Here is a 26,944-nt window from a genome sequence, read left to right as displayed (position 1 = left end):
TATAAATATAAGGAAATAGTATGTCTGACGTTATTAATCCTGAAATGAATTTAGAAGATTATATTCTGGTTTTTGATATTAATTTAGCGACTGGCGAACTTGATGATGGTACTCAAGGTTGGGGATACATGAGTGGCAAGGAATCGGGTGGTCCACGTGGATTCTTTGGTACTTTAAAAGTAATACAAAACAAAATAGATATTAAAAACATATCCAATTTCTATTGGAATTCGACTAATTTTTTGTCTTTGTCGTTTAGGATACCCTCTGATAAGGGGCAAGGTGAGACAAATAGGGTTATCCCATCACTTCAGGGCAATTTTTATGTCACTGTTGATAATGTAACCTATGATCTTGGCACTCCTTATGATTCTTATGAAAGAATCGGCAAGTATACATACAATACTCGTTATGATAGTGAGGAAGCACAAAAACTAAGTGCTATATTGAAGCAAACAGGCCAGCCCAAGCGCTTCTACTGTAACTGGGGTTAACCCTACCTTATATTTAGATTCAAGGTTGCGTACTGCGTGGCCTTTCTCTCAACCCCTTGATTTCCTTAATTTCTGTCTCTGTGGCAGAATTAAGCAAAATCAACAGGTTATCTAAAGGTGGGATTTCTCACCTCTAACCCATTGATAGTATTTCCTGCATGGTGCAGGTTTAGATATGGGATTATCATTCAGAAGAATTTTTCGATTTGAAATCGGGAATATCAAATTGTGTGCTTGTTGACCAATTAACCCCAATTCTGAGGAAAATTAACTATAACGATTTCCGTTACAGTTTAAGGAGTCTTATCGCCGAGGTCCTCAGTTTGGCCCACTCGAAATTATCGGGTTAGTTTGAGCACCGAAAATATCGGTATGCAAAATTCAATGTCCGAAAATCGAACTTTGCGGTCCTCATTAAAAGGTGCGCAAAGAAAAGGTATGGGGGAGATCTCTATGCCTGTCTTAAGGGCAGATTTCTGACCTATAGCGACAGTAGTTTCCTTTCCCACTGCTCCACAATCTCCCGCTTTTCTTTAGGTGGTCGCGGGGGTTGATATCCCATCAATGTAGTCAGCAAACTAGTAGGTGGGGAGGTTAGGAGTTTTTTCTTGATTGCGAACTGTTGCAGGTGAACTATAAATAGTAAAATGATAGGGAGATAAAACAAAGTATTTTCTGGATTGTGTACATATTGGTGTAATTTTAAGGTTTTAATGACCTTATTTTTTCTTTATAAAACAATAAATTGTTTCCTTTGTTTGTTATACCATTCTAAGGGGACAACGGGGCGAGTATAACTGTTTTTTTTGCTTGAGATAAGACATGACGTTCTGTTTGCTTATTTAATCACCACTCTTTTTGATTACCAATAATGAGAAATTGAAAGTATATTTAACGCATTGGTGAATATTGGCAGAATGCAAGGTGAGAGCCAATGTCTAAAAGTGATTACGTGGAGAACAACATGAAGTATCGTCTGAGCGGGGTGGCTCTTACAGCAGTATTATTGGTGGGGTGTGCCAGTTCATCGAATTCGGTGGAACAAGGGCGTTCTGACCCGCTGGAGGGCTTCAACCGTGCCATGTTCAACTTTAATTATGATGTTCTCGATCCTTATCTTCTGAGGCCTGTTGCTGTAGCTTGGCGTGATTATGTACCGATGCCAGCACGAAATGGCATTGGTAACTTCGTGAGTAACCTTGAAGAGCCAGCCAGTATGGTCAACAGTATTCTGCGCGGTGATATCCATGATGGCGCGAAGCATTTCAACCGATTTTTTTTGAATACCCTTCTGGGAATGGGCGGGTTGATTGATGTCGCTTCAATGGCGAATCCGAAGCTGGCAAAAGAAGATCCAATGCGTTTTGGTAGTACGCTGGGGTATTACAATGTTGGCTATGGCCCTTATGTTGTTTTGCCTGGTTATGGCAATTTCACTCTGCGTGACGAAGGAGGGAATGTCGCGGATATGACTTACCCCGTATTGAGCTATCTCACACCTTGGATGTCCGTAGGAAAATGGGTATTTGAAGGTATTGAAACACGCGCACGTTTGCTGGATTCCGATGGCCTATTGAAAAACTCTTCCGATCCATATTTGATGATGCGTGAAGCGTACTTCCAGCGCCATAATTTTATGGTCAATGGAGGCAAGCTCTCACCAGAACAAAACCCTAATGCAACGGTGATTCAGGATGAATTGGATTCCATTGATTAATGATGGAACCATGATCAAAAAAGGATAGCACTCGCTATCCTTTTTCCGATCTCAGCATTCGGTTAGAACGTGTAGTTAAAGTTCACACCGTACAACCATGCAGTTCCTTTAGAATCGAACTCATAGGGTTGATTGAAAGGCGCTTGAGCATCATCTTTCAGTGTTTCGCTAACACGTACTTTTTTACCACGCATGTAGGAAACGCCGACATCCACAGAGGCATCTTTATTGAATGCGTAAGTGCTTCCGACACTTAACCAGAAACGATCCTGATCTGGAATGGAGATAGAACGATTTTTGGCTGGCGCAGGGCTTTCATCGAAGGCGATACCAGTACGGAATGTCCAGTTATCGTCATAGTAGTAAGTTGTACCCAGAGAGACACGGTAAGCATTACGGAAGTTTTCATCTTTGTGGAACAATGTGCTACCGTCGTCTTTTTTCTTGCCTCTCAGCTCTTTGAATTCACTCCAGCCAGTATAGAGGAAGCTATAGTGAATGGCCCATTGAGGTGCGACACGGTTATAACCGGAGACTTCCCACATATCAGGCAAATTCAGATCCAGCGTACCCTTAATTGTATTGCCGCCAGTGCCATTGGGTAAAAATGCTGGTAAGTTATTGCTGAAATCGCCGTCTTTAAACTTCACTTTTACTTTTGAACGGTAAGTCAGGCTATAACGGTTATTCTCATCATACTGATACAGAATACCTGCATTCCAGCCATAGCCCCAATCCGTGCCTTCTAAACGAGCACCTTCGGCTGTTGCCGGAATTGATAACGGTATGCCTTTAGATTTCAGCTGACGACTTAATGCTGCACCTGTTTCACCCATATGGCGAACAATAGTAGCATCCGCATAGACGGCATTAACACCCAAGCCAAAGCTGAACTGCTCATTAAGTTTGTATGCACCGCTCAGGTTAAGGTTTACCGTTTTAAGAGAGGTTTTGCCACCAATTGGGCCAGCTGTATAGTTATTACTGAATTCGGTTGCCAAGCCAAAGTTGGAAGTCGCTGATGCACCCAGGAACCACTGATCATTGATCGGTGTAATAAAATGTAGATTTGGTATCCATGCATGTGGGGCAATATTTTTAGCATCGGTGCTATTTTGACTCACTGGGGATTTACCCGTGATATCAACATTTGGGTTTACATAAATCAAGCCGCTGGAAAATGATGGGCGATCAAATAGGGTCATGGCTGCGGGGTTACGACTACCCTCAGACGCGTTATCTGCAACGACACCTGCTCCAGAAAAAGCCCGACCGAGTCCTGATGATGAATACTCATTTAATTGAAAACCGGCAGCACTAGCGTTGGATGAAATGACTGCAACCGCCACTGCTAATGCTGAACGCGTAAACAGGTTTTTTTGGCTCATAACCAAAACCTCATTATTTAATTATTATTTAACATGCTACTCAAGTAGCTGAGAGCGCGGGATTGTAGAGTCGGTTTATCATAATGACAAATCAGACCAGTGCAGGAAGTATAGGCCTGACATTAGAAGATGTTGCAAGAATGTTTTTAAGATATGTCTAAAATGATTGCCGAAATGGGACGAGCTTAACAAAAAACAGGCAGCGCATGTTAACGAATTGTGGTGGCTAGTTTGTTAGCGCGATGAGATCAATAAATAATGAAATAAGTGATGCCAAACAGCGTAAACGCTGGTTATCGGAGGTTGGAACAACGTAAAATCATCGATAGGCTTTCATCGTAGGAGAAAAAAATGCCTGATACAATTAAACGTTGTAATGCGGAAGAAACAGCCGCCTGCTGTTGTGTTGATGTCGGTACCGTCATTGACAATGAAGACTGCACCGCCTCTTACCAGCGTGTTTTTGCCAATGGACAGGAAGCGGAAATGATGCTTAATACATTGACTGTAAAGGCAAAATCAGTGGAGTCAGAGCCATGCGTAATAAGCCATAAAATCGAAGCAGTTGACGATGGGGCGCAACTGACTATAGATTTTACGTTTAGCTGTCAGGCTGAGGCCCTGATTTTTCAATTAGGACTACGCTAATTATCTTCAGTAACCGTTTTCCCACCGCGGTTTGTTGCTCTTGCTCGCATTTTTCGTCTATTCCTGTTTGCTATTTTCCAACATTGCGTTAACAATGCTCCATCAGGTCTGACCTCTTGTGAGGTGAGTAAATATTTTTAATCAATCAATTGATTTAATTAATAATTATTGTCAGGAGTTGCTATGGGTCGTTCTTCAACAAAAGTGGCACAGCAAAAGGAGCGTGTTGCTATTGTCAGTGGGTTGCGCCTTCCTTTTGCGAAACAGGCAACGAGTTACCATGGTATCCCAGCTGTCGATTTGGGAAAAGCCGTTGTCAGTGAACTGGTCATCAGAAGCGGATTGTCGCCAGAGAAGATCGACCAACTGGTGTTTGGGCAAGTTGTTCAAATGCCGGAAGCACCGAATATTGCGAGGGAAATCGTATTAGGCGCAGGATTAAGCGTCAGCACTGATGCCTATAGTGTTTCCCGTGCCTGTGCAACCAGTTTTCAGGCGATTGCGAATGTGGCAGAAAGTATTATGGCTGGCACAGTGAATGTGGGCATTGCCGGCGGCGCTGATTCCTCATCTGTGTTACCGATTGGGGTAACAAAATCACTGGCTCGCACTTTGGTCGATATGAACAAAGCCAAGAGCTTGTCACAGCGCTTAAAATTAATCAGTCGATTGAAATTACGGGATTTACTGCCAGTATCTCCTGCGGTTGCTGAATATTCCACCGGATTGAGGATGGGCGATACGGCGGAACAAATGGCCAAAACCTATCATATCAGCCGCGAAGAACAGGATGAGTTAGCACACCGCTCCCATATACTGGCAGCCCAAGCTTGGCAGCAGGGATGTTTGAATGAGGAAGTGGTAGCGGCACATTTTCCGCCATATCGCGACACATTGACAGAAGATAATAACATCCGAAAAAATTCAGTTCTCACATCTTACTCCAAATTGCGGCCAGCCTTTGATCGTAAGTACGGAACCGTAACAGCGGCGAATAGTACTCCGTTGACTGATGGTGCTGCCGCAGTCATGTTAATGCGCGAATCGGTTGCCAAAGAGCTTGGAATGACTCCGTTGGGTTATTTGCGTAGTTATGCGTTTTCTGCGATTGATGTTTGGCAGGATATGCTGTTGGGGCCATCTTATGCGACACCAATTGCGCTGGAGCGGGCGGGTATCACTTTGAATCAACTTTCACTCATTGATATGCACGAAGCGTTTGCCGCTCAAACACTGGCGAACTTGAAAATGTTTGCCAGTGAAAAGTTTGCGCGTGAAAAACTGGGGCGCTCTCAGGCAATGGGTGACGTAGATATGGATAAATTCAACGTATTAGGTGGTTCAATCGCTTACGGTCATCCATTTGCCGCGACAGGTGCCAGAATGGTCACCCAGACATTGAACGAATTGCGTCGTCGTGGTGGCGGGTTTGGGCTGACGACAGCCTGTGCCGCAGGTGGATTGGGCGTAGCGATGGTATTGGAGGTAGAATAATGGCTCAGGGCGAAAAAGAAACCATTATGTCAGAGACACAACCGAAGCAATCGGTATTCAGCTTTTCGGTCAGAGATGACAAGGTTGGCGTGATTACCATTGATGTACCAGGCGAAAAAGTAAACACACTGAAAGCAGAATTTGTTGAGCAATTTCTGACTGTCTTTGAGAAGGCACAACAGGCCTCTGGCTTGAAAGGGTTGGTGATCGTGTCTGGTAAGCCTGATACTTTTATCGCCGGTGCTGACATCACGATGATCGCAGGTTGTCAAACCGAAGAAGATGCGACGGAACTGGCTGAAAAAGGTCAGAGGCTATTTGCTCAAATTACCAATTACCCTCTACCTGTAGTTGCCGCCATTCACGGCGCGTGTTTGGGGGGAGGGCTGGAATTGGCTTTGGCCTGTCATGCGCGTGTTTGTTCTCTGGATGATAAAACTCGTCTTGGTTTGCCGGAGGTTCAGCTTGGATTACTGCCGGGCTCTGGAGGAACTCAGCGATTGCCTCGCCTGATAGGTGTCAGCGCAGCACTGGATATAATATTGACTGGCCGACAGCTCAAGGCGAAGCAGGCACAGCGTCTGGGTGTGGTGGATGATGCAGTTCCTTTGGATATTTTGCTGGATGTTGCTGTTCAGTATGTCAAGAAAGGCATCTCCAAGCGTAAGCCATTAGCATGGTCTCAGCGTATTTTAGCGAGCACTCTGGGCAGGCCATTGTTGTTCCATATGGTTCATCAAAAAACGCGTGCGAAAACCCATGGCCACTATCCTGCACCAGAACGTATTATTAATGTCGTTCGCACCGGATTGGAAAAGGGGCTTAAAAAAGGCTTTCAGGCAGAAGCCAAGGCGTTTGGTGAACTGGCAATGTCACCGGAATCGGAAGCCTTGCGCAGCTTATTTTTTGCCTCAACGTCGCTAAAAAATGAAACCGGCTCGTCGGAACAGCCTGCCGAGATCAAGTATGTAGGGATTTTGGGCGGCGGCTTGATGGGAGGCGGTATTGCCAACGTGACCATGACACGTGGGAATTTGCCTGTTCGTATCAAAGACATTAATCAGAAAGGTATCAATCAGGCTCTGAAATATACCTGGGATATCCTTTCCAAGCGGGTAAAACAACGTCGTTTGAAATCAAGCGATCGTTCCCGCCAGATGGCCTTGATTTCGGGAACCACTGATTACAGTGGCTTCAGGCAGGCCGATATTGTGGTTGAAGCTGTATTTGAAGATTTGGCGCTGAAACGAAAAATGGTTGCAGAAGTTGAAGAACATTCGAAACCTGAAACAATTTTTGCTTCGAATACTTCATCGTTGCCAATTTGCCAGATCGCTGAAATAGCCTCTCGACCAGAGCAAGTGATTGGCCTCCACTATTTCAGTCCCGTTGATAAAATGCCATTAGTGGAAGTTATTCCACATGCGGGAACAAGTGAGAAAACGATTGCAACTGCAGTCGCATTAGTCAAAAAACAGGGAAAAACGGCTATTGTCGTGGGTGATAAAGCCGGGTTCTATGTTAACCGGATTCTGTCCCCTTACATTAATGAAGCGGGTTATTGTCTGGCGGAAGGTGAACCGATCGATCATATCGATAAGGCACTGGTAGATTTTGGTTTCCCGATTGGGCCAATTAATTTGCTGGATGAAGTCGGTATTGATGTTGGTACAAAAATTATTCCTATTCTGGTGGCGCAATTGGGGAGCAGATTTACCGCACCGGGCTTCTTGGATGCAGTATTAAAAGATGACCGGAAAGGTAAAAAGAATGGCCGTGGTTTCTATTCGTATGGCGCTAAAAAGAGCAAATTCTGGCTTTTTGGCAACAAAACCAAAGAGGTGGATGCCTCGATTTATTCCCTGTTGAAAATTAAGCCACATGCAAAAATGCAACCATCAGACATTGCTCAGCGTTGCATGATGCTCATGTTGAATGAAGCTGTTCGCTGTTTAGATGAAGGTATTATCAGAAGCCCCCGTGATGGTGATATCGGTGCAGTATTTGGCATTGGTTTCCCTCCATTCTTGGGAGGTCCATTCCGGTATATCGATAGGCTTGGCAGCGATAAGGTTGTGGCAATTTTACGTCGTTTGGAACAGCAGCACGGAGAGAGATTTACGCCTTGTGAATATTTAGTTCAGATGGCTGAACAGAAAAAGAAATTCTACAAATAAATAATAGTTTCATTCGTAAAATCAGTTATATCGGCTCTTGTCATCGGAGCCGATTTTTTATGAAAAATAATTTATGGTTTCTTGATTATTTTGACTCACTGAATAGCAGGAGATAATGATATCGGGACAATCAGATATAAATCATTTTTAGCCATTTTATTTGTTTTTGTTTTAGGGCAGAATGCCAGTTAGCTCTAACTGAAACGTTTTTGTAACAAAGATTATCTTGATAATATCACTTGGATTTCATTATTAATGCCGTAAACCCATGGCTTGTCTCATAAATATTTAATTATGTATTGGATGGGGACAGGTTCTGAAATTAACTAAACGGTGGATTATGTACGTTTTTATTATGCGCCACGGTGATGCTGCCTTAAGTTCGATCAGCGATGCAACACGGGAGCTGACTCTCCGTGGACAGCAAGAATCACAGGAAATGGCCTGCTGGCTTACGCAACAAGAGCCTGACGTTGATTGTATCTTAGTCAGCCCTTATATCCGGGCAAAGCAAACTTTAAAGGTGGTTCGTGAAAACTTAGCGTTGCCTGGCAATGAGGAAGAACTGGCTGAGTTAAAGCCGTCGGGAGATGTCGCATTGGTAGCGAGCTACTTGCAGGTTTTGGCAACGCAAGAGTACAACGCTGTATTGGTGGTTTCTCACTTACCCTTAGTAGGTTATTTAGTTTCTGAGCTTTGCCCTGAGCAAACTCCGCCTATGTTTGCTACCTCCAGTATTGCCTGTGTGGAATTAGATCCTCAAACAGAGAAAGGCCGCCTGTTATGGCAAACCTCTCCGGCGCAGTTAGCAGCGAAAGACTAACTTCATACAGAGGATACATTAACGCTGCCTGAGTTCATTCATTTCTACCAAAATGAGTAGTGCAGCGTTACCTCCCCATTCTTTGGGGGCTTGATGGAAGGCAATAATATCAGGGTGCTGGGCAAGCCATAAAGGAGTTTGCTGTTTAAGAATATGTTTACCGTGGCCATGCATGACGCAGGCACAATAAATGTGTTCACGACGGCAGGCCGCAATCAGGGCGCCAATTTCTTGTTTGGCCTGTAGTTGGGTTAATCCATGTAAGTCCAGAAAAAGCTCAGGGGAATAATCACCACGACGCAGCTTCTTCAATTCATAATGATTGGCACCTTCTCGAATATAGCGGGTTGGGCCTTCCATATCCAAATTGGGCTGGAACTCATCGGAAAAATAGTAACTGGCATCGACTTGTTCTTGCATCAAACGTGCAGGTGCAACATAGCTGATTTTTTTTCTTTGGGGGGAGTGTAAAACGGTGTCTTGAACGATGCGGCGGGCTCCCGTGACAGACGTTCTAAATAGACTGATATCTTCTTCACTCATCAGATTTTTCTTCTTCATTACTCTCTAATTCACTGACAAATTTTGGTAATTGTACCCGATTTTTTGTGATTTTGCTTAGAAGCTATCGCATAGAATTGATATGTATATTTAGGTGATTGTGTAAATTGCAATATATTCGCATCGTGACGGATCGTCTCTAGAAAATTCATGATATTCACCCCTGCCTATAAAATGATTTGACAATCTTGGCGGGTTATAAAATAAATGTATATACAACATGAAGGTTGATACCAACAAGAAAAATAACAGGACGATACAATGTCTATTGAGCTGAAAGATACTGACGTTATTTGGCGTAATGCCAGACTTGCCACAATGAACCCTACAATCAACAACATTGATGGCAAACATCATTATGGCATGCTGGAGCAGCATGATCTGATCGTTCGAGGTGAAAAAATATTGGCGATTGTTCCGACGGAGAGCGTGCCAACTCACCATTGCCACATTATTGATGTGGAACAGCGGTTGATCACCCCCGGATTCATTGATTGCCATACTCATTTGGTTTTTGGTGGCAATCGGGCATCGGAGTGGGAGCAGCGTCTCAATGGCGCTTCTTATGAGGAGATCAGTGCCAAAGGAGGAGGAATTAATTCTACGGTTAATGCGACCCGAAACAATTCTGCGCAACAATTGGAAGTGGCCGCCCAGAAGCGACTCAATGCTCTGATCGCTGAAGGAATAACGACGATTGAGATGAAATCAGGCTATGGGCTGGATCTGGTAAATGAAGAAAAACAGTTGAATGTCGTTCAGGCACTGGCGCAGAAAAATGCCATCGAAATCAGCCCCACATTACTCTCTGCTCATGCCGTTCCACCTGAATATAAACACAACCCTGATGCTTATATCGATTTAATTTGTGATTCCATTCTTCCTACACTGTGGCAAAAACAATTATTTGAATCCGTAGATGTTTTTTGCGAAACCGTCGGTTTCAATCTCGACCAGACCAAGCGCGTGTTTGATGCGGCACAACGCCTGAATATTCCTGTAAAAGGCCATGTTGAGCAATTGTCCAACATGGGAGGCAGTGAATTGGTTGCTGATTATCAAGGCTGGTCGGTTGATCACATTGAATATCTGGATGAAAAAGGTATTGAAGCCATTAGCCGCAGCGGTAGTGTGGCCGTGTTACTGCCCGGCGCATTTTACTTCCTGAAAGAGAAAAAACTCCCTCCTATTTCGCTATTGCGCCAATACCGAGTGCCGATGGCAATATCAACGGATTTCAATCCGGGTACCAGTCCTTTTGCTTCTTTGCGTCTGATTATGAATATGGCCTGTGTGCAATTTGGGTTTACACCAGAAGAAGCATGGCAGGGCGTAACCCTTCATGCCGCTCGTGCCTTGGGGAGAGCTGAAAGCCACGGCCAATTGGCGGAAGGTTATATGGCCGATTTTATTGTCTGGGATGCCGAGAATCCTGTAGATATCTTATATGAACTTGGACGTAATCCACTGGTTCATCGTATCTATCGTGGTGAAATTACACACAATTTTCAATAATGGTGAGAGAAACAACATGAAATTATGGCATCCAACATCAGAAAACATTTGGCAAGGGCGTAATGATCTCGCAGAAGCAGATAATGCCCTGCGTGTGTTCCAGACAATAAAACAACCCGCCAATTTTTCCCCGGAAGAATTTCCTCACCATATTGCGTTATTGGGATTTGAGTGTGATGAAGGCGTTAAACTCAATCATGGTCGGCCGGGAGCGAAATTAGGGCCGGAATATCTGCGTCAGTCATTGGCAAATATGGCCAGTTATGATGGTCATGAGCGGCTGGTGGATTTGGGAAATATTCGCGCTGATACTGAGAAATTGGCTGAAGCACAGAACGCGCTGAGTGATGCGGTCTATGAGTGCCAGCATCAGAACATGCGAACACTCATTTTTGGTGGTGGGCATGAAACGGCATTTGCTCATGGAATGGGAATTTATCGCGCGTTTCCGACACAACGCGTAGGTATCATTAATTTTGATGCGCATCTGGATCTGCGCAATTCGCCGCAGCCCACATCAGGAACCCCCTTCCGGCAGCTTGCCCATTATTGTCAGCAGCATCAGCGTCCGTTCAATTACACTTGTATTGGAGCCAGTTTGGCATCAAATACTCAAGCTCTGTTGGACGAAGCCAATCACCTTGATGTCACTATCATTTGGGATACGCAATGTATTGAGTCGATGCTGGACAAAGTACAGGAACAAATTCAAGATGTGATTAATCAAGTTGATATAATTTATATGACTATCGATTTGGATGTACTGCCAATCTGGCAAATGCCGGCGGTTTCTGCTCCTGCTGCTCTGGGAGTGCCGTTAGAGCGTTTGTTGCCGTTAATTCAACTCATCTGCCAAAGCAAAAAATTACAGGCTGTCGATTTGGTTGAGCTTAATCCTTTGTATGACATTCAAGGAATGGGAGGCAAAGCGGCGGCTCGTCTTGCGTGGCAATTGGTGCATTGGTGGAATGGGTAGCCAGTGAGAAGGGATTTATTGTGACAGTCGATTTATCAGATACATTTGTCAAACCTGTGCCTTTGTATGCAAAAGTTAAGCAGGCGATTATTGAAAAAATATATACAGGAGAATGGAAACCCCATGATCGGGTTCCTTCAGAATCTGAATTGGTCAAACAGTTTAACTGTAGCCGCATGACGGCAAACAGGGCGTTGCGGGAGTTGATGGCAGAAGGTTTTCTATTTCGTTTGCAAGGAGTGGGATCGTTTGTTTCAGAACCCAAAGGGCAGTCCGCTCTGTTTGAAATTCACAGTATTGCCGATGAGATTGCGGCACGTTCTAACCAGCATAGTTGTAAGGTACTGAAACTGGCTGAAGTGAATGCCAATATAACGCAGGCAGCAGAATTGGGGATTGTGGCTGGTACGGCAATCTACCATTCGATTATTGTGCACTATGAAAATGATGTCCCCGTGCAGATTGAAAATCGTTATGTCAACGCTCAGGCTGTGCCGGCGTATCTGCGACAGGATTTCAATCAGCAAACTACCCACGATTACTTATCAATGGTGGCTCCCCTGACGGAAGGGGAGCATATTGTTGAAGCGGTTGCGGGAGATGTCCGTTCTTGTCGGTTGCTGCAAATTGAGGCAGATACGCCTTGTCTTTTAATTAGCCGCCGAACATGGTCGAAAGAACATATTGTCTCAAGTGCTAAATTATTATTTCCCGGGCATCGATATAAATTGAAAGGGCATTTCAGCTCATGATTTGCCCATCGTTGCATAAAAAAATCTCCCTTTGTTTTTAGTATAGGGAGATTTTTTCACAAACAATTGTGACCATCATGTAAATCCGATGTGATGTAAAACACAAAACCAATAAAAACATTCACCTGCCAACTGAAGAATAAATCATTATCATCTTATTGATATCTAGTATAAAAGACACCACCCTCCAAATTATTGACTTTATCTGTGTCACATTTTTTCCTATTGAATATACATGTATATACAACTATACAATTAACAAACTTTATAACGATGAAAAGGAAAAAACCGTGACGATGCAAAATAATAAATTCAGCAACGAGGTCATCCGTGCCCCCAGAGGAACGCAACTCACAGCAAAAAGTTGGTTAACGGAAGCCCCGCTCCGCATGCTCATGAATAATCTCGATCCTGATGTGGCTGAAAATCCTCATGAACTGGTGGTTTATGGGGGAATAGGCCGTGCAGCCAGAAATTGGGAATGTTATGAAAAAATCGTGGAAACCCTGAAAAATCTAGAAAATAACGAAACATTACTGGTGCAGTCAGGCAAGCCAGTGGGTGTTTTTAAAACTCATGAAAATGCACCGCGTGTATTGATTGCAAACTCGAATCTGGTTCCCCATTGGGCAACGTGGGAACATTTTAATGAACTGGATGCTAAAGGGCTGGCAATGTACGGCCAGATGACGGCAGGTAGTTGGATTTATATTGGCAGTCAAGGCATTGTGCAAGGCACTTACGAAACGTTTGTTGAAGCGGGGCGCCAGCACTATAACGGTGATTTGACCGGACGCTGGGTACTGACTGCGGGTTTGGGCGGTATGGGGGGAGCACAGCCGCTGGCAGCAACATTGGCAGGGATTTCGTCACTGAATATTGAGTGCCAGCAAAGCCGCATTGATTTTCGTCTGCGTACCCAATACGTCGATGAACAGGCAACCGATCTGGATGATGCGTTAGCACGTATCAAGCGATATACCCAAGAAGGTAAGGCAGTATCGGTGGCATTGTGTGGCAATGCGGCAGAAATTGTCCCTGAGTTGGTACGTCGTGGTGTACGTCCTGATATGGTGACGGATCAAACTAGCGCACATGATCCACTGCATGGCTATTTGCCGGCAGGCTGGACATGGGAAGAATATTGTCGCCGTGTAGAGACTGAGCCAGAAGTCGTGATTCAGGCCGCGAAAGCATCAATGGCAGCACATGTGGAAGCGATGCTGGCCTTCCAAAAACAGGGTGTTCCTACTTTCGATTATGGCAACAATATCCGCCAAATGGCGAAAGAAATGGGTGTTGAACATGCCTTTGATTTCCCGGGTTTTGTTCCTGCTTATATTCGTCCTCTTTTTTGTCGGGGAATTGGGCCTTTCCGTTGGGCTGCGCTTTCCGGTGATCCTGAAGACATTTACAAAACTGATGCCAAAGTCAAAGAGTTGCTGCCGGATGACGCACACCTGCATCGCTGGCTGGATATGGCGCGGGAACGCATCAGCTTCCAGGGTTTACCTGCTCGTATTTGTTGGGTTGGCTTGGGAGATCGCGCCAAATTGGGATTGGCATTCAATGAAATGGTACGCAGCGGCGAACTTTCAGCACCGCTCGTGATTGGACGTGACCATCTGGATTCCGGCTCCGTGGCGAGTCCCAACCGTGAAACCGAATCCATGAAGGACGGTTCTGATGCAGTTTCAGATTGGCCATTGCTGAATGCCCTACTAAATACGGCCAGTGGTGCAACATGGGTTTCCCTGCATCATGGCGGCGGCGTTGGTATGGGGTTCTCACAGCATTCCGGTATGGTGATTGTCTGTGATGGCACGGATGAAGCCGCAGAACGTATTGCCCGTGTGCTGCACAATGATCCTGCAACTGGCGTCATGCGTCATGCTGATGCGGGTTATGAACAGGCCATCCAGTGTGCCAAAGAGAAGAACCTGAACCTGCCGATGCTTGATACAAAATCATCAGACACAAAAACCGTCGAAACAAAATAAGGAGCGTCATTAATATGAAACACATTATTATACATCCCGGAAAAATGACGCTTGAAGAGTTACGCCACATTTATCAGCATCCGGTTCAAATTACCTTGGATGAGCAGTGTTTTCCTGCCATTGAACGCAGCGTTGATTGTGTTAACCGTATTATCAATGAAAACAGAACCGCCTATGGTATCAACACGGGTTTTGGCCTGCTGGCGAGTACTCGGATTGCCGAGCGGGATTTAGAAGAACTGCAACGTTCCCTCGTGTTGTCACATGCTGCTGGTGTCGGTGAGCCTTTGCCGGATGAGATTGTCCGGTTGATTATGGTATTGAAAATCAATAGTCTTGCCCGTGGTTATTCCGGTATTCGTTTGGACGTCATTCAAGCGTTGATCACTTTGGTTAATGCAGAAGTTTATCCCTGTATTCCGAGCAAAGGTTCTGTGGGCGCTTCGGGCGATTTGGCTCCACTGGCGCATATGAGCCTGTTATTGCTGGGCGAGAGTAAAGCGCGTTACCGTGGTGAATGGCTGCCGGCCAAAGAAGCCTTGGGGAAGGCAAATCTTAAGCCGATTCGGTTGGCGGCAAAAGAAGGTCTGGCGTTGCTTAATGGCACACAAACCTCTACTGCCTTTGCCTTGAAAGGACTCTTTGCAGCAGAAGACTTACTTGCCTCGGCTGTTGTTTGTGGCGCGATGTCTGTTGAAGCGGCACTGGGTTCTCGTAAACCATTTGATGCGCGCATCCATGAAGCACGGGGTCAGCAGGGGCAAATCGATGTGGCTGCCTTGTATCGTCTGGTATTGGAAGAACAAAGTGGTCTCTCTGAATCCCATAAAAATTGTCCGAAAGTTCAAGATCCTTATTCATTGCGTTGCCAGCCACAAGTGATGGGCGCTTGTCTTACTCAGATCCGTCATGCTGCCGACGTGATCATGACTGAAGCCAATGCGGTCTCTGATAATCCGTTGGTCTTTACCGACCAAGATGAAGTGATCTCTGGCGGTAACTTCCATGCTGAACCTGTTGCTATGGCATCGGATAATCTGGCTATTGCACTGGCGGAAATTGGCGCACTGTCAGAACGCCGCATCTCTTTGCTGATGGATAGCAATATGTCCCAGTTACCGCCGTTCCTCGTCAATAATAGCGGGGTGAATTCCGGTTTTATGATTGCTCAGGTGACAGCGGCCGCTTTGGCGAGTGAAAACAAAGCATTGGCGCATCCTTCCAGCGTTGACAGCTTGCCGACATCAGCGAATCAGGAAGACCATGTATCTATGGCTCCGGCGGCAGGTCGTCGCTTATGGGAAATGGCTGACAACGTGCGAGGAATTTTAGCGATTGAGTGGCTAACTGCCTGTCAGGGCATGGATTTCCGTGACGGATTGAAGAGCAGCCCGATATTGGAAAAAGCCCGTCATATCCTCCGTGATAAAGTCGCTTATTACGATAAAGATCGCTTTTTTGCGCCAGACATTGACGCGGCTATCCAACTGTTGATTGAACAACAACTTTCAGCACTGCTACCTACCGGAAAGATATTGAGAAATTAAACATAAATAAGTCGTCTAAGGCCGGTTTCTATCCGGCCTTATCGTTGTATTTATCTTTCATATCTAATAATAAAGACACAAGGATAAATCATGCAAAACACTTCACAACTCAAACGAGGCTTGAGCGTTCGCCACATTCGGTTTATGGCGCTAGGGTCGGCAATTGGGACTGGGCTTTTCTATGGTTCGGCGGAAGCCATTAAAGCAGCGGGGCCTGCGGTATTATTGGCATATGCCCTTGGTGGGGCGGCTGTTTTCATGGTCATGCGGGCATTGGGGGAAATGGCGGTTCATCACCCTGTGGCGGGCTCTTTCTCTCATTATGCCAGCCATTACTTAGGGCCATTGGCAGGTTTTCTGACGGGATGGACTTACATATTTGAAATGCTGGTTGTCTGCCTTGCTGATGTCACTGCATTTGGCCTCTATATGAAACTCTGGTTTCCGCATGTTGACCAATGGATTTGGGTACTCAGCATCGTCTTTTTCATTGGGGCGATAAATCTGTGCAACGTCAAAGTCTTTGGAGAAATGGAGTTCTGGCTTTCCATCATTAAAGTCACTGCAATTGTTGCCATGATTGTCGGTGGCTTTGTGATCATGATGTATGGTTTCGGCCAGGAAGCGGGTCATGTCACTGGCCTGTCAAACTTGTGGGAACATGGCGGATTCATGCCAAATGGCATCGCGGGAGTGATTGCTTCGTTTACGGTAGTCATGTTTGCATTCGGTGGTATAGAGGTCATCGGTATTACTGCCAGTGAAGCGAAAAACCCGGAAAAATCCATCCCACAGGCAATTAACGCTGTCCCATTCCGTATCTTGCTGTTTTATGTACTCACCTTGTTTGTTCTGATGTGTATCTATCCGTGGAATCAAATTGGCCAAAATGGTAGCCCATTTGTCCAAATATTCTCCAGTCTGGGGATCGATTCTGCGGCTAATATTCTGAATGTTGTCGTAATTACTGCGGCGATTTCAGCGATTAACAGTGATATCTTCGGCTCAGGACGGATGATGTATGGCATGGCTCAAGAGAAACAAGCGCCCTCAGCCTTTACTAAACTAACCAAAAACGGCGTACCGTGGGTCACTGTGCTGGTGATGTCGTGTGTACTGCTAATCGGTGTCGTTCTGAACTACTTGTTGCCTGAAAAAGTGTTTGGGATCATTGCTTCCATTGCGACATTTGCAACGGTGTGGGTATGGCTGATGATTTTGTTGTCACAATATATCATGCGCCGAAAAATGCCGGCGGAAGAGGTCAAAAAGCTAAAATTTCCCGTTCCCCTCTGGCCTGTAGCACCTATTCTGACGATTGCATTCATGGCATTTATCATCCTCGTGTTGGGATATTTCCCCAGTACCCGTATCGCGCTGTACGTCGGGATAGCATGGATCGTATTACTCACAATAAGTTATTTTTTGTGGGTGAAAAAATTTTCAGTGAAAAAAGCTGGATAACGTCAAATTAGGGGGCTCAAAAAATTAGGGCCCCCGGAAAACAGAAATTATTGTACTAAAAAGTGGGTGATTGAACTCAACCTGACGCTTGAAAAAGTGACCTTAACCTTTTGCGATACCCTCGCATTGGGCGAGGATTTACGGGGCAATTGTTAAAATTTAATGAATAACACTTAAATAAAATAGCCCATTCTATTCGGAAATATTATTACACTCCCTATATGCGAGAGCTTTGTTTATTGCTCTTTTTCAATGAAAAACAATAACCACTTTATAATAACAGAGAGTGTTTTTATGACTGAAGATGATGTTTACCTTATTAATAACAGTTCAGGGGCGGATAAATGCCCTGCCGGAAAACTGGCTCTTTATACAAACATAGGATTTAATGAAACTGAAATCGGAGATATATTAATTATATCCCCGAATATTCAACTGGATACGGAACAATTAGAGAGTTATGGCTTCATTGTCGGTGCGCATGATGGTGTATCCAGTGTTGTCAACAACATGAGCCAGAATGCCACTCTGATTTCCGGACTTTATCTGGACGGAGAAATTTTGACAGTCAGCGCGGGGAAACAAATTTCGTCCCTGGTTAATTATCCACTTGGATCAGGAACATGGAACGATGCAGTAAACTCTGTTGTTTCAGCTGATGTTACAACTGTAAACCTGACTATGGTTCTGGAAAGTGGTATCAGCATCCAGATCGGAGAAGAATACTCAGCTCTGCTCCAGATTAATAACAACAGCAGCACAACTATCACAGGCGCTACCATTGAGGCAAGTTCCGGTGATCCGGATATTTTTACCGTTGGCTCATTCCCGCCTGCTGTGGATATTCCTGCAAATGAAACATTCTCTCTTCGTATTCCTTTAACCAGTGAAAGCCAAGGGTCGGCTGATTTAAGTTGCAGGCTATATACGCCGTTAGGAATTATAAACAGTGGCGATAATACAACGGATACCACTATTACGGTTACAGTGCCAAGAGACTTGCAGGTTTCACAGGAGTATATGTCACACTGGCAAAAAGAATGGGATAAACCAGAATATATCTACAGTTATAAACTCATGTTAAGTTCTGCTGAGGATCCGGTATCTAAATGGGAACTGTCATTTCTTCTCCCTGAAGGCGCTGAACCGGATCCTGACTGGCTGAAGAGTCAGAGTAGTTGGCTCACCCTTAACACAGAAAAATCTGTTAATGGTAACGTTTATCTGGATAGTATTTCTGGCCATGTGGTTGATCCGGATCAGGAATTTGAATTAGATATTCAGATCCTCTATCCCGGGGAATCTACGGATTATGAAACCCTGCAAAACCTGAGACTTGAGCAGTTATCCTGATAGGGGTTTGAAGTCTAATTGTGCGTAGACCTGCACTCTTAGCGTAGGTCTCTTTTTTATATGCCGACAGCAATCACTGATGCTGTTTTCAGGCGTATTGACCCTGATATGGCTTTTTGTCTGTCTCAACATATATGAGTTGCAGCCATCCATTTGCATAAGAATGGCTCACTTATCAGAATCACGATGCCGCTCCATTGACGACTATTTTTTTGCTTATCGAGCAGTACAATCCTTTCGGATACACGCCGAACATAGTTTGTAATTACCCACCTTGAACATGCGCTTGAAGCGCTGAACCTCGTTCGTGTATTTTACTGTGAAGCATAACTTAAGGTTCAACACTCCGATCCTGAATGTCGGGATTGGAAATTCGTAATCTAATGCAAATACAGGATCAACCATGAATCCATCCGATCATATAGTTCCCATGCGAAAAGAAGAACTGCACCACGTCCCTGCTGCACAGAGTACGCTGAACCGTTTTGCCGATGCTGAGATCCCGCAACATCCGTGGATGGCGCCGAACAACTTTGGGAGTCCGCACCAGGACAGCTGGTGTTCCGAGTCCGTGTCGCTCAACGGCCCCGTTGACGACAATCTTCTGCTTATCGAGCAGTACAATCCTTTCGGATATACGCCGAACATGGTTTGTAATAGCAATAATCAAATGGTAGGTGTCTCGCTGGACTACACTACATCCCAGTTCTGGGTGGTGGTGTTCGACGAGAACTGCAACATCATTTCGGCCACGCCCGCAGGCAAGCGTTCCGGCAGTACCTTCGGCGGCGGCTACTTCTACATGGACAAAAAAGACAACACGATTGTTGTACAGAACAACCAAGTCGTCAGTTACCCGACAGCGGATGTGCAACTGAGAGAGAGCGAGATTTATCCGCTCACACCGAACTGGCAGAGCACCGATATCGTCGAGTTGGTCACTGGTTCAGCGAAGGGCAATTCCCTCTACTCGTCGCTTCCGGTTTGGGATGAAATGAGTCCAAATCTCTACTGGTGCCTGATTGCCGGTGAGTATGACTACAAGAACTACCCGAATAGTACACTCAGTTCTCCGGCATGGATGGCGGTTGTGCATATCGATCCGGATGATGGGAGCACGAAGTTGGTTGGCGCGCAGGAGTTGGAAAAACAGTGGAACAACAATACATTCGCTGTTGATGAGAAAGGGGCTTACATCGTCACCAACGGTATCGACGAGGCACGGAAGGATATCTCTGGGCGTTTAGTCTGGAGGGGAGTGACGTCGTCATTCGCTGGAAGACGGCTTACAAGAATGCCGGATACCTGAAGCCAGGTCAGCAGAATATCGGTTCGGGAACCACGCCGACGCTCACCAGAATGGAGAACGGGACTGAACTGGTAGCAATCACCGACAATGCCGATCCTCGCCTGAACGTGCTGGTCTGTAACCGCGCGGACGGAAGTGTCATCTCCGAGACCTCTTGCTTTTTGGAGATGAGGAACGCCGCCGAAGCCTCGCTGATCGGCGTCGGTGATACCTTCGTGGTCGAAAATAATTTCGGTCACTATCCAACGTGGCCATTCTCGCAGCTGGTTCCGAATGGTCCCGGCATGGAGATGATCCGCATCAACCCTGATAATACCGAACAACCTGATGAAAAGAGATGGTCTCTGCCGGATGTTCACTTTTACGCGATGAACATGCTCTGTCGCGGAAGCGGTATCATCTTCGCGCATACCTGTAACTGGTCCGATGATATTTCGGTGTCAAAGGGTGGAATGTACTACATCAGCGCGATCGACTCCTTTGACGGCCGGGTGATTTGGCAGATTCCCCTTGGCAGAGGTGTGAACTATTGTCATGAGTACGGTGGTATTTACTTCAATAGAAATGGCGACCTCTTCATTGGCACTAACCAGTATCTGGTCTCCATCAAGAATTTCCACAACCGTTCCCAAAAGCTTAAGGAACAAGTGGCCGAAATCGGAAAGGAAAGCGGTACGAACGACTGAGACGATTGCATCAACTACCTAGTTGGCCGGCACGCGTTTTGACTTGTTGCTCTGGCATCTAACATTACGGTCTACAGCGCTTTGAAGCAGGAATTTTCATCGGGGCGCTGTCATTACTAACTACATTTAACGGATTTTATTTTCCGTTTTCTGAAGCGCCCCCAACCAGATATTGGTGATTTTTTCATTGTGTAAAAAAGCTGATAGAAATAAAGACTATCCACGATAATACGATAGCTAATAACTTAGTAATTTTAATTAAGTTGAGTATTTTAAAGGTGAAATATGATGGTGGAAATGCAACATTTATCAAATAAAAATTTATAAAACTAGTGTTGTTCTCCCCGTAAAAAATGGAAACATCACTCATATAGCACCAGTGCGTTACTTCATCGTTTTCGTGTCCCGACCATTGTTCCTTATCAGTGTCTCAGTAGCCATAACCTGCATGGGAGACAGAACCAAGAGAGACGTAAACAAGACATACCGGAAGATTCGGTGTGGAATATGAGGCAAAAATATGAGTTGGAATGAAAATATGACAGAGCAATACTCGTTAAAAGTATTGCCCTACTTGGAATGAAATTCAGCTAATTATTAGTTAGGTTACTGTCAATAGATGATTTTTCCACAATTGAAAATCGTCCAACCCCGAGTTGATTCATCCTGACTGTAAATAAGGAGATTTCCATTGTTTACATAAGGAGTGATTACTTTGAGATTTGTGGGAAGGGAACTTTCGATATTTAAAATTTTTAATTTTCCATCCTGAGTTAATTCAGAAATTTGAATTTTATTATCTTTTTTACTGTAACAAAAAAGTATTTTTTTTACGTTGTCGTCTATCACAGTTACAAAATCGTAATAAGTTTCCCATCCGTCATTATAAGTTTCCGCTACCCCGATCTCTCCATTTTGGAATATTTCCTGGATGTACATTCTATTGTTATTTGTACTAGATTGCCCAAAGATAAACTTTTTACAACCTATTGTATATGCTACTGCTGTGGGATAAAACAGATTCCACTTTCCTTTTTGGATTTCGGTAGCTACTGTGCTCATTTTAAACCTCTATTATATATTGTTAATGAACTTGATTATATTATTTTGCTATTTCTTAAGTTTATTTTTACAGTAATTTCATACTAGTGGATAAAATAAATGATTCAAGTTTGTTTTTTTGTTAAACATCAAATTTAAATAAGAATTTATTATTTAATTATTTATTATCTAATTATTTTTTACGTAAAATATTATGAAGTTTTATGTAAATTAAAAAAGTGCTCTCGTTACCTTTGATATCCCTCATTTCTGTCAGGGATCATGGTAAACTAGCGCGCTAATACATTTTTGTGGCTTGGAGATGCTTGTGGATAAGATTTTTGTGGATGAGGCAGTCGCGGAGCTGCATACCATTCTGGATATGCTGCGCTGGTCAGCCAGCCGTTTTAATGCCGCCAATATCTATTACGGTCATGGAACGGACAATTCGTGGGATGAAGCTTTGCAGTTGGTTCTGCCAACACTGCACCTGCCTCTGGACGTTCCTGAATCCATGATGGCAGCTCGTCTGACCTCTACCGAGCGTCATCGTATCGTAGAACGTGTTTTGCGCCGTATTAATGAACGTATTCCGGTTGCCTACCTGACTAACCGGGCCTGGTTCTGTGGTCATGAATTTTATGTTGATGAACGCGTGCTGGTTCCTCGTTCACCGATTGGTGAATTAGTTAACAACCAATTTGCAGGATTGCTTCCACAGGAGCCATCTACCATTTTGGATCTGTGTACCGGAAGTGGCTGTATCGCGATTGCTTGCGCCCATGAGTTCCCTGAAGCCGAAGTTGATGCCGTTGACATTTCAGGCGATGCGTTGGCAGTGACTGAACAGAATATTGAAAATCATGGGCTTTTGAATCGCGTTATTCCGATCCTGTCTGATTTATTCCGTGATATGCCACCGATGAAATACGATCTGATTGTCACTAATCCTCCTTATGTGGACGAAGAAGACATGAACGATCTACCGGATGAATTCCTCCGTGAACCTGAATTGGGACTGGCTGCGGGAGTTGATGGGTTGACACTGGCTCGTCGTATTCTCGCGAATGCGCCGGATTTCCTGACTGAAGAAGGGGTGCTGATCTGTGAAGTGGGTAACAGCATGGTGCATCTGATTGATCAATATCCTGGTGTGCCATTTACATGGCTGGAATTCGAAAACGGTGGCGATGGTGTCTTTATGCTGACACGCGAGCAATTAATCGAACATCACGAATATTTTTGTCTGTTCAAAGATTAATATTTTTTTATAACACTCAATGGGTAAGGCTGTTCTTGATTAAATTAAAGGCAAATAAAAGTGCCGGAATAAGATAGGTTTTAACCATTGAGTGAGTTATTGTTAATTAATCTAATCTTTAACGCATAATTAATTGATGGCAGGGTAGGAATGGCTGGAAATAGTATTGGGCAATTTTTCCGTGTTACCACATTCGGTGAATCTCACGGGATTGCATTGGGATGTATTGTCGATGGCGTTCCTCCAGGAATTGCCATTACTGAAGCTGATCTGCAAATCGATTTGGACAGGCGACGTCCGGGAACTTCCCGATATACGACACAGCGCCGCGAACCTGATCAAGTCCGTATTCTTTCAGGTGTCTTTGAAGGCGTAACAACGGGTACCAGCATTGGCCTGATGATTGAAAACACCGATCAGCGTTCACAGGATTACAGTGCGATTAAAGATGTTTTCCGTCCGGGACATGCTGATTATACCTACGAACAAAAATATGGGCTGCGTGATTATCGCGGCGGCGGGCGTTCTTCTGCCCGTGAAACAGCGATGCGCGTTGCGGCTGGCGCAATTGCTAAAAAATATCTGCTCGAAAAACAGGGTATCCGCATTCGTGCTTGCCTGACCCAGATGGGGGATATTCATTGCGAATTGAAAGATTGGGATCTCGTTGAACAGAATCCTTTTTTCTGCCCTGATGAAAGTAAATTGACCCAGCTTGATGAATTATTGCGAATTCTGAAAAAAGAAGGTGACTCTATTGGTGCCAAAGTGACCCTTGTTGCCGAGAATGTGCCTGTCGGGTTGGGTGAGCCTGTTTTTGACCGTCTGGATGCAGACATCGCCCACGCTTTGATGAGCATTAATGCAGTAAAAGGCGTTGAAATCGGTGACGGTTTCGGCGTTGTTAACTTGCGCGGTAGTGAAAACCGAGACGAAATCACCCCCCAAGGATTCACCAGTAATCATGCTGGCGGTATTCTGGGTGGGATCAGCAGCAGCCAGCCGGTTATCGCCCATATCGCCTTGAAACCGACGTCCAGTATTATGGTGTCCGGCAAAACCATTAACCGCCAAGGTGAAGAAGTTGATATGGTGACCCGTGGTCGCCACGATCCTTGTGTAGGGATACGTGCTGTACCGATTGCAGAAGCGATGATGGCGATTGTACTGATGGATCACTTACTGCGTCAGCGGGCGCAATGTGCTGACGTTACGTCTCCACTGCCACGCTGGTAAATCGGTAAGAGAACGCCTGAAATACAAGCATCTGGGTGATGCGGCAGGCATCATGATCATGGGTAAGCAGCTTTCTGGTGAAATAAATCATGGAGTGGTCATTATTAAGTCCGGAAATCTATGGTTTCCTGTTTTTGGTTGCGATGGTTGCTGGGTTTATCGATTCTATTGCAGGAGGGGGTGGGTTGTTGACCATTCCTGCATTACTGTCAGTCGGTGTTTCTCCTGTTCAGGCTCTGGCGACGAATAAACTTCAAGCGGTTGGCGGTTCCTTCTCCGCCAGTCTTTATTTTATTCGCCGTGGAGCAGTAGATTGGCGCTCCCAACGTTTTGCGATAGCCATGACTTTGCTTGGCGCCATGCTGGGGGCATTGCTGGTTCAATTTGTATCCCCAGATTTTTTGCGTTATCTCCTGCCAGTTTTGGTGATTATCATTGGTCTTTATTTTCTGCTGGTGCCGAATATTGGCGCTGAAGATCGGCCGCGTCGCTTGGGACCTTTGGCATTTGGTTGCTTTGCCGGGGGTGGAATTGGCTTTTACGATGGTGTATTTGGGCCGGGAACAGGTTCCTTTCTGGCGCTGTCTTATGTGATGCTCTATGGTTACAATCTGGCGAAAGCAACGGCACATGCGAAGGTGCTGAATTTTGCATCCAATATGGGTTCACTGGGCTTTTTTATTCTTGGTGGGCAGGTCTTATGGCTACTGGGTCTTGTGATGCTAATGGGGCAGGTGATTGGTGCTCGTCTAGGGGCGGGTTTAGTTCTGAGCCGAGGGCAAAAACTGATCCGTCCGATGTTGGTAACAATTTCTTTTTTGATGAGTATCAAACTACTCCATGACTATCATGGAGATACTATTCGTTCTTGGTTGGCATTTTATTTTTGATTTTAGGATCTTGTATTAATACATGACTGTACATCACTATCAACAACTCATTGAAATTTTTGACAATTGCTTTAGCGATGACTGTAACACCCGTTTGATAAAAGGTGATGATGAGCCGATTTATCTGCCTGTAGATGATCAAGTCGGTTATAACCGGGTAGTGTTTGCCCACGGTTTTTATGCCAGTGGTTTGCATGAAATATCACATTGGTGCATTGCAGGCAAAGAGCGCCGCAAACGGGTCGATTTTGGTTACTGGTACTGCCCTGATGGGCGTGATGCTCAAACTCAGTCTGAGTTTGAGCAAGTCGAAATCAAACCACAGGCGTTGGAATGGTTATTCTGTATGGCAGCGGGTTTTCCTTTCAACGTCAGTTGTGACAACCTTGAAGGGGACTGCGAGCCGGATCGTTTTGCTTTTCAGTGTAAAGTCCATACGCAAGTTATTACATACCTTGAAAACGGAATACCCACACGTGCAGCGCGCTTTATTCAAGGACTGCACTCGTTCTACAATACGCCTTCACTAACAGTAAAACACTTTCCTTGTCCGGAAGATCCTTTTGCTAACTGATATTTGATTTTGAGGAAATATAATGCTCGCAGAGTTTGAAACACGCATTCTGGCACATATAGATGACATGGTTGAGCATGCCAGTGATGACGAATTATTTGCTGGTGGATACCTCCGTGGGCATCTGACATTGGCTGTTGCTGAGTTGGAACAAGAAGGTGCTAATACTATTGAACAGCTCCATCAGCGTGTTGAAGGGAGTATCCATAAGGCTATCAAAGCAGGGGAACTGGCTCCACCAGATCAGGCTTTGGTTTTATCGACATGGCAAAAGCTACTGGATAGTGCGAAAGACCAATTAATTGATTATAAATAACTTATACTTGGGGTTATTCATATAGCCCCTTTATTTTTTCTGTTATGTCGGTGTAATTATCATTTATAATTACAAAGAAATGCGTAATGTTTCAAAAAATTCATAAAATAATTATAAAAAATAGAGAAATGGAAATATTTATTTGTTTTTTAAGATTAAATAAAACAAGATATTAAAGTTATCAGGATATATATAAATATTTTCTAAAGTTAGTTGTCAGAATAGAATAAATTTTCATTTACTTAAGATTTAAAATAATTAGAGTTATAACCTATAGTCATTAAAAATGTTAATAATATATATTTTATTTTAATTATTCTTTGTGATTGGTAGGGGTTATTTTCTATATATCTTTAATATAGTATAAAAATATATTGTTTTTTAATGAATGGATGAAAAATATTGGTTAATGAAGAAAAGTAGATGGATATTAGTTGAATGAGTGATGATTTATAAAAACAGTAATGCTAAATTGTTGTGATGAAATGATGGGAATGGAATATTTCATTAGCTGATTAGGTAACTTAAACCTATAAATAGGGCATTGCTATGGATGTAAGATTTAGTAAATTCGAAAAAAGAGTAGAAAACCTGGAATCGGATGTTGCCCAGTTAAAAACGGATGTAGCAGTGATAAAATCCAACTATGCGACAAAAGCCGATATTGAATCTGTCAAAGTGTTAGTTCATAACGAAATTTCATCGGTTAAGAATATTATTCA

Annotated in this window: 23 protein-coding genes; 20 read left to right on the top strand and 3 right to left on the bottom strand. The window is 44.3% G+C overall.

Features of this window, described 5'->3' with window-relative positions:
* The first annotated feature begins 20 nt into the window (after positions 1-20).
* Together PSI22_RS17355 and mlaA are read left to right on the top strand one after the other, a co-directional pair.
* On the top strand, positions 21-494 hold the full coding sequence (locus PSI22_RS17355; RefSeq protein WP_273580829.1) for a DUF7823 domain-containing protein: 474 nt from the start codon (positions 21-23) through the stop codon (positions 492-494).
* Positions 495-1,458: 964 nt separating this feature from the next.
* Positions 1,459-2,211: a phospholipid-binding lipoprotein MlaA gene (gene mlaA, locus PSI22_RS17350; protein ID WP_273580834.1), complete on the top strand. Its 753-nt coding sequence runs from the start codon at positions 1,459-1,461 to the stop codon at positions 2,209-2,211.
* Positions 2,212-2,273: 62 nt separating this feature from the next.
* Here the strand turns inward: mlaA and fadL are convergent, their stop codons facing one another.
* Positions 2,274-3,599, bottom strand: a complete 1,326-nt coding sequence (gene fadL / locus PSI22_RS17345; RefSeq protein WP_273580828.1) for a long-chain fatty acid transporter FadL — start codon at positions 3,597-3,599, stop codon at positions 2,274-2,276.
* 351 nt (positions 3,600-3,950) lie between these two features.
* Here fadL and PSI22_RS17340 point away from each other — a divergent pair, with 351 nt between their 5' ends.
* From PSI22_RS17340 to sixA, 4 genes are all read left to right on the top strand, one after another.
* Positions 3,951-4,247 (top strand): YfcZ/YiiS family protein, encoded by a 297-nt coding sequence (locus tag PSI22_RS17340; RefSeq protein WP_273580827.1) that lies wholly within the window; start codon positions 3,951-3,953, stop codon positions 4,245-4,247.
* A gap of 183 nt (positions 4,248-4,430) precedes the next feature.
* A complete protein-coding gene (gene fadI / locus PSI22_RS17335; protein ID WP_273580826.1) occupies positions 4,431-5,741 on the top strand; it encodes an acetyl-CoA C-acyltransferase FadI in 1,311 nt (436 codons plus the stop codon).
* The gene (fadJ, locus tag PSI22_RS17330) at positions 5,741-7,918 is read left to right on the top strand and encodes a fatty acid oxidation complex subunit alpha FadJ (RefSeq protein ID WP_273580825.1); all 2,178 of its coding nucleotides are present in this window, start codon (positions 5,741-5,743) and stop codon (positions 7,916-7,918) included. Before fadI ends, fadJ begins: the two co-directional genes overlap by 1 nt.
* A gap of 340 nt (positions 7,919-8,258) precedes the next feature.
* The gene (gene sixA, locus PSI22_RS17325; RefSeq protein WP_273580824.1) at positions 8,259-8,741 is read left to right on the top strand and encodes a phosphohistidine phosphatase SixA; all 483 of its coding nucleotides are present in this window, start codon (positions 8,259-8,261) and stop codon (positions 8,739-8,741) included.
* A gap of 18 nt (positions 8,742-8,759) precedes the next feature.
* On the opposite strand, the gene smrB is transcribed toward sixA, so the two are convergent.
* The gene (gene smrB, locus PSI22_RS17320) at positions 8,760-9,302 is read right to left on the bottom strand and encodes an endonuclease SmrB (RefSeq protein WP_273580823.1); all 543 of its coding nucleotides are present in this window, start codon (positions 9,300-9,302) and stop codon (positions 8,760-8,762) included.
* 261 nt (positions 9,303-9,563) lie between these two features.
* Here smrB and hutI point away from each other — a divergent pair, with 261 nt between their 5' ends.
* From hutI to PSI22_RS17275, 9 genes are all read left to right on the top strand, one after another.
* Positions 9,564-10,817: an imidazolonepropionase gene (gene hutI / locus PSI22_RS17315; RefSeq protein WP_273580822.1), complete on the top strand. Its 1,254-nt coding sequence runs from the start codon at positions 9,564-9,566 to the stop codon at positions 10,815-10,817.
* A gap of 16 nt (positions 10,818-10,833) precedes the next feature.
* A complete protein-coding gene (gene hutG, locus PSI22_RS17310) occupies positions 10,834-11,793 on the top strand; it encodes a formimidoylglutamase (protein ID WP_273580821.1) in 960 nt (319 codons plus the stop codon).
* Between the two features lie 20 nt (positions 11,794-11,813).
* Positions 11,814-12,545 carry a histidine utilization transcriptional repressor HutC gene (gene hutC, locus PSI22_RS17305; RefSeq protein ID WP_038190674.1) on the top strand — a complete coding sequence of 244 codons (732 nt, stop codon included), beginning with the start codon at positions 11,814-11,816 and terminating at the stop codon, positions 12,543-12,545.
* Positions 12,546-12,841: 296 nt separating this feature from the next.
* On the top strand, positions 12,842-14,545 hold the full coding sequence (hutU, locus tag PSI22_RS17300; protein ID WP_273580820.1) for a urocanate hydratase: 1,704 nt from the start codon (positions 12,842-12,844) through the stop codon (positions 14,543-14,545).
* Positions 14,546-14,559: 14 nt separating this feature from the next.
* Positions 14,560-16,092 carry a histidine ammonia-lyase gene (gene hutH / locus PSI22_RS17295; protein WP_273580819.1) on the top strand — a complete coding sequence of 511 codons (1,533 nt, stop codon included), beginning with the start codon at positions 14,560-14,562 and terminating at the stop codon, positions 16,090-16,092.
* 90 nt (positions 16,093-16,182) lie between these two features.
* Positions 16,183-17,556 (top strand): L-histidine transporter HutT, encoded by a 1,374-nt coding sequence (locus PSI22_RS17290; RefSeq protein WP_273580818.1) that lies wholly within the window; start codon positions 16,183-16,185, stop codon positions 17,554-17,556.
* Positions 17,557-17,808: 252 nt separating this feature from the next.
* Complete coding sequence (locus tag PSI22_RS17285) at positions 17,809-18,909, top strand: hypothetical protein (RefSeq protein ID WP_273580817.1); 1,101 nt, start codon at positions 17,809-17,811, stop codon at positions 18,907-18,909.
* A gap of 403 nt (positions 18,910-19,312) precedes the next feature.
* Positions 19,313-20,218 (top strand): hypothetical protein, encoded by a 906-nt coding sequence (locus tag PSI22_RS17280; protein ID WP_273580816.1) that lies wholly within the window; start codon positions 19,313-19,315, stop codon positions 20,216-20,218.
* Positions 20,219-20,268: 50 nt separating this feature from the next.
* Positions 20,269-20,904 carry a hypothetical protein gene (locus PSI22_RS17275; protein ID WP_273580815.1) on the top strand — a complete coding sequence of 212 codons (636 nt, stop codon included), beginning with the start codon at positions 20,269-20,271 and terminating at the stop codon, positions 20,902-20,904.
* A gap of 612 nt (positions 20,905-21,516) precedes the next feature.
* Here PSI22_RS17275 and PSI22_RS17270 read toward each other — a convergent pair.
* Positions 21,517-21,966: a hypothetical protein gene (locus PSI22_RS17270; protein WP_273580814.1), complete on the bottom strand. Its 450-nt coding sequence runs from the start codon at positions 21,964-21,966 to the stop codon at positions 21,517-21,519.
* Between the two features lie 307 nt (positions 21,967-22,273).
* On the opposite strand from PSI22_RS17270, the gene prmB reads away from it, so the two are divergent.
* The 5 genes from prmB to PSI22_RS17245 all read left to right on the top strand — a co-directional run bounded on the left by prmB (position 22,274) and on the right by PSI22_RS17245 (position 26,222).
* A complete protein-coding gene (prmB, locus tag PSI22_RS17265) occupies positions 22,274-23,206 on the top strand; it encodes a 50S ribosomal protein L3 N(5)-glutamine methyltransferase (RefSeq protein ID WP_273580813.1) in 933 nt (310 codons plus the stop codon).
* Between the two features lie 150 nt (positions 23,207-23,356).
* Positions 23,357-24,442: a chorismate synthase gene (gene aroC / locus PSI22_RS17260; protein ID WP_273580812.1), complete on the top strand. Its 1,086-nt coding sequence runs from the start codon at positions 23,357-23,359 to the stop codon at positions 24,440-24,442.
* Between the two features lie 89 nt (positions 24,443-24,531).
* Positions 24,532-25,332: a sulfite exporter TauE/SafE family protein gene (locus PSI22_RS17255; RefSeq protein WP_273580811.1), complete on the top strand. Its 801-nt coding sequence runs from the start codon at positions 24,532-24,534 to the stop codon at positions 25,330-25,332.
* A 22-nt stretch (positions 25,333-25,354) separates the two neighbouring features.
* Positions 25,355-25,906 carry an elongation factor P hydroxylase gene (locus tag PSI22_RS17250; RefSeq protein WP_273580810.1) on the top strand — a complete coding sequence of 184 codons (552 nt, stop codon included), beginning with the start codon at positions 25,355-25,357 and terminating at the stop codon, positions 25,904-25,906.
* Between the two features lie 22 nt (positions 25,907-25,928).
* The gene (locus tag PSI22_RS17245; RefSeq protein ID WP_273580809.1) at positions 25,929-26,222 is read left to right on the top strand and encodes a YfcL family protein; all 294 of its coding nucleotides are present in this window, start codon (positions 25,929-25,931) and stop codon (positions 26,220-26,222) included.
* Positions 26,223-26,944 lie beyond the last annotated feature (722 nt).

It is taken from the genome of Xenorhabdus aichiensis, assembly GCF_028598775.1.
Classification (GTDB): domain Bacteria; phylum Pseudomonadota; class Gammaproteobacteria; order Enterobacterales; family Enterobacteriaceae; genus Xenorhabdus; species Xenorhabdus bovienii.
The sequence above is the reverse complement of the archived record's forward strand: the minus strand, read 5'-3'. Positions and strand labels throughout refer to the sequence as shown.

What these genes read in the sequence shown, in the direction of transcription:
- PSI22_RS17355 (WP_273580829.1), top strand. Translation starts at nt 21, where the DNA reads ATGTCTGACGTTATTAATCCTGAAATGAATTTAGAAGATTATATTCTG.
- mlaA (WP_273580834.1), top strand. Translation starts at nt 1,459, where the DNA reads ATGAAGTATCGTCTGAGCGGGGTGGCTCTTACAGCAGTATTATTGGTG.
- fadL (WP_273580828.1), bottom strand. Translation starts at nt 3,599, where the DNA reads ATGAGCCAAAAAAACCTGTTTACGCGTTCAGCATTAGCAGTGGCGGTT.
- PSI22_RS17340 (WP_273580827.1), top strand. Translation starts at nt 3,951, where the DNA reads ATGCCTGATACAATTAAACGTTGTAATGCGGAAGAAACAGCCGCCTGC.
- fadI (WP_273580826.1), top strand. Translation starts at nt 4,431, where the DNA reads ATGGGTCGTTCTTCAACAAAAGTGGCACAGCAAAAGGAGCGTGTTGCT.
- fadJ (WP_273580825.1), top strand. Translation starts at nt 5,741, where the DNA reads ATGGCTCAGGGCGAAAAAGAAACCATTATGTCAGAGACACAACCGAAG.
- sixA (WP_273580824.1), top strand. Translation starts at nt 8,259, where the DNA reads ATGTACGTTTTTATTATGCGCCACGGTGATGCTGCCTTAAGTTCGATC.
- smrB (WP_273580823.1), bottom strand. Translation starts at nt 9,302, where the DNA reads ATGAAGAAGAAAAATCTGATGAGTGAAGAAGATATCAGTCTATTTAGA.
- hutI (WP_273580822.1), top strand. Translation starts at nt 9,564, where the DNA reads ATGTCTATTGAGCTGAAAGATACTGACGTTATTTGGCGTAATGCCAGA.
- hutG (WP_273580821.1), top strand. Translation starts at nt 10,834, where the DNA reads ATGAAATTATGGCATCCAACATCAGAAAACATTTGGCAAGGGCGTAAT.
- hutU (WP_273580820.1), top strand. Translation starts at nt 12,842, where the DNA reads ATGCAAAATAATAAATTCAGCAACGAGGTCATCCGTGCCCCCAGAGGA.
- hutH (WP_273580819.1), top strand. Translation starts at nt 14,560, where the DNA reads ATGAAACACATTATTATACATCCCGGAAAAATGACGCTTGAAGAGTTA.
- PSI22_RS17290 (WP_273580818.1), top strand. Translation starts at nt 16,183, where the DNA reads ATGCAAAACACTTCACAACTCAAACGAGGCTTGAGCGTTCGCCACATT.
- PSI22_RS17285 (WP_273580817.1), top strand. Translation starts at nt 17,809, where the DNA reads ATGAAAAACAATAACCACTTTATAATAACAGAGAGTGTTTTTATGACT.
- PSI22_RS17280 (WP_273580816.1), top strand. Translation starts at nt 19,313, where the DNA reads ATGAATCCATCCGATCATATAGTTCCCATGCGAAAAGAAGAACTGCAC.
- PSI22_RS17275 (WP_273580815.1), top strand. Translation starts at nt 20,269, where the DNA reads ATGGAGAACGGGACTGAACTGGTAGCAATCACCGACAATGCCGATCCT.
- PSI22_RS17270 (WP_273580814.1), bottom strand. Translation starts at nt 21,966, where the DNA reads ATGAGCACAGTAGCTACCGAAATCCAAAAAGGAAAGTGGAATCTGTTT.
- aroC (WP_273580812.1), top strand. Translation starts at nt 23,357, where the DNA reads ATGGCTGGAAATAGTATTGGGCAATTTTTCCGTGTTACCACATTCGGT.
- PSI22_RS17255 (WP_273580811.1), top strand. Translation starts at nt 24,532, where the DNA reads ATGGAGTGGTCATTATTAAGTCCGGAAATCTATGGTTTCCTGTTTTTG.
- PSI22_RS17250 (WP_273580810.1), top strand. Translation starts at nt 25,355, where the DNA reads ATGACTGTACATCACTATCAACAACTCATTGAAATTTTTGACAATTGC.
- PSI22_RS17245 (WP_273580809.1), top strand. Translation starts at nt 25,929, where the DNA reads ATGCTCGCAGAGTTTGAAACACGCATTCTGGCACATATAGATGACATG.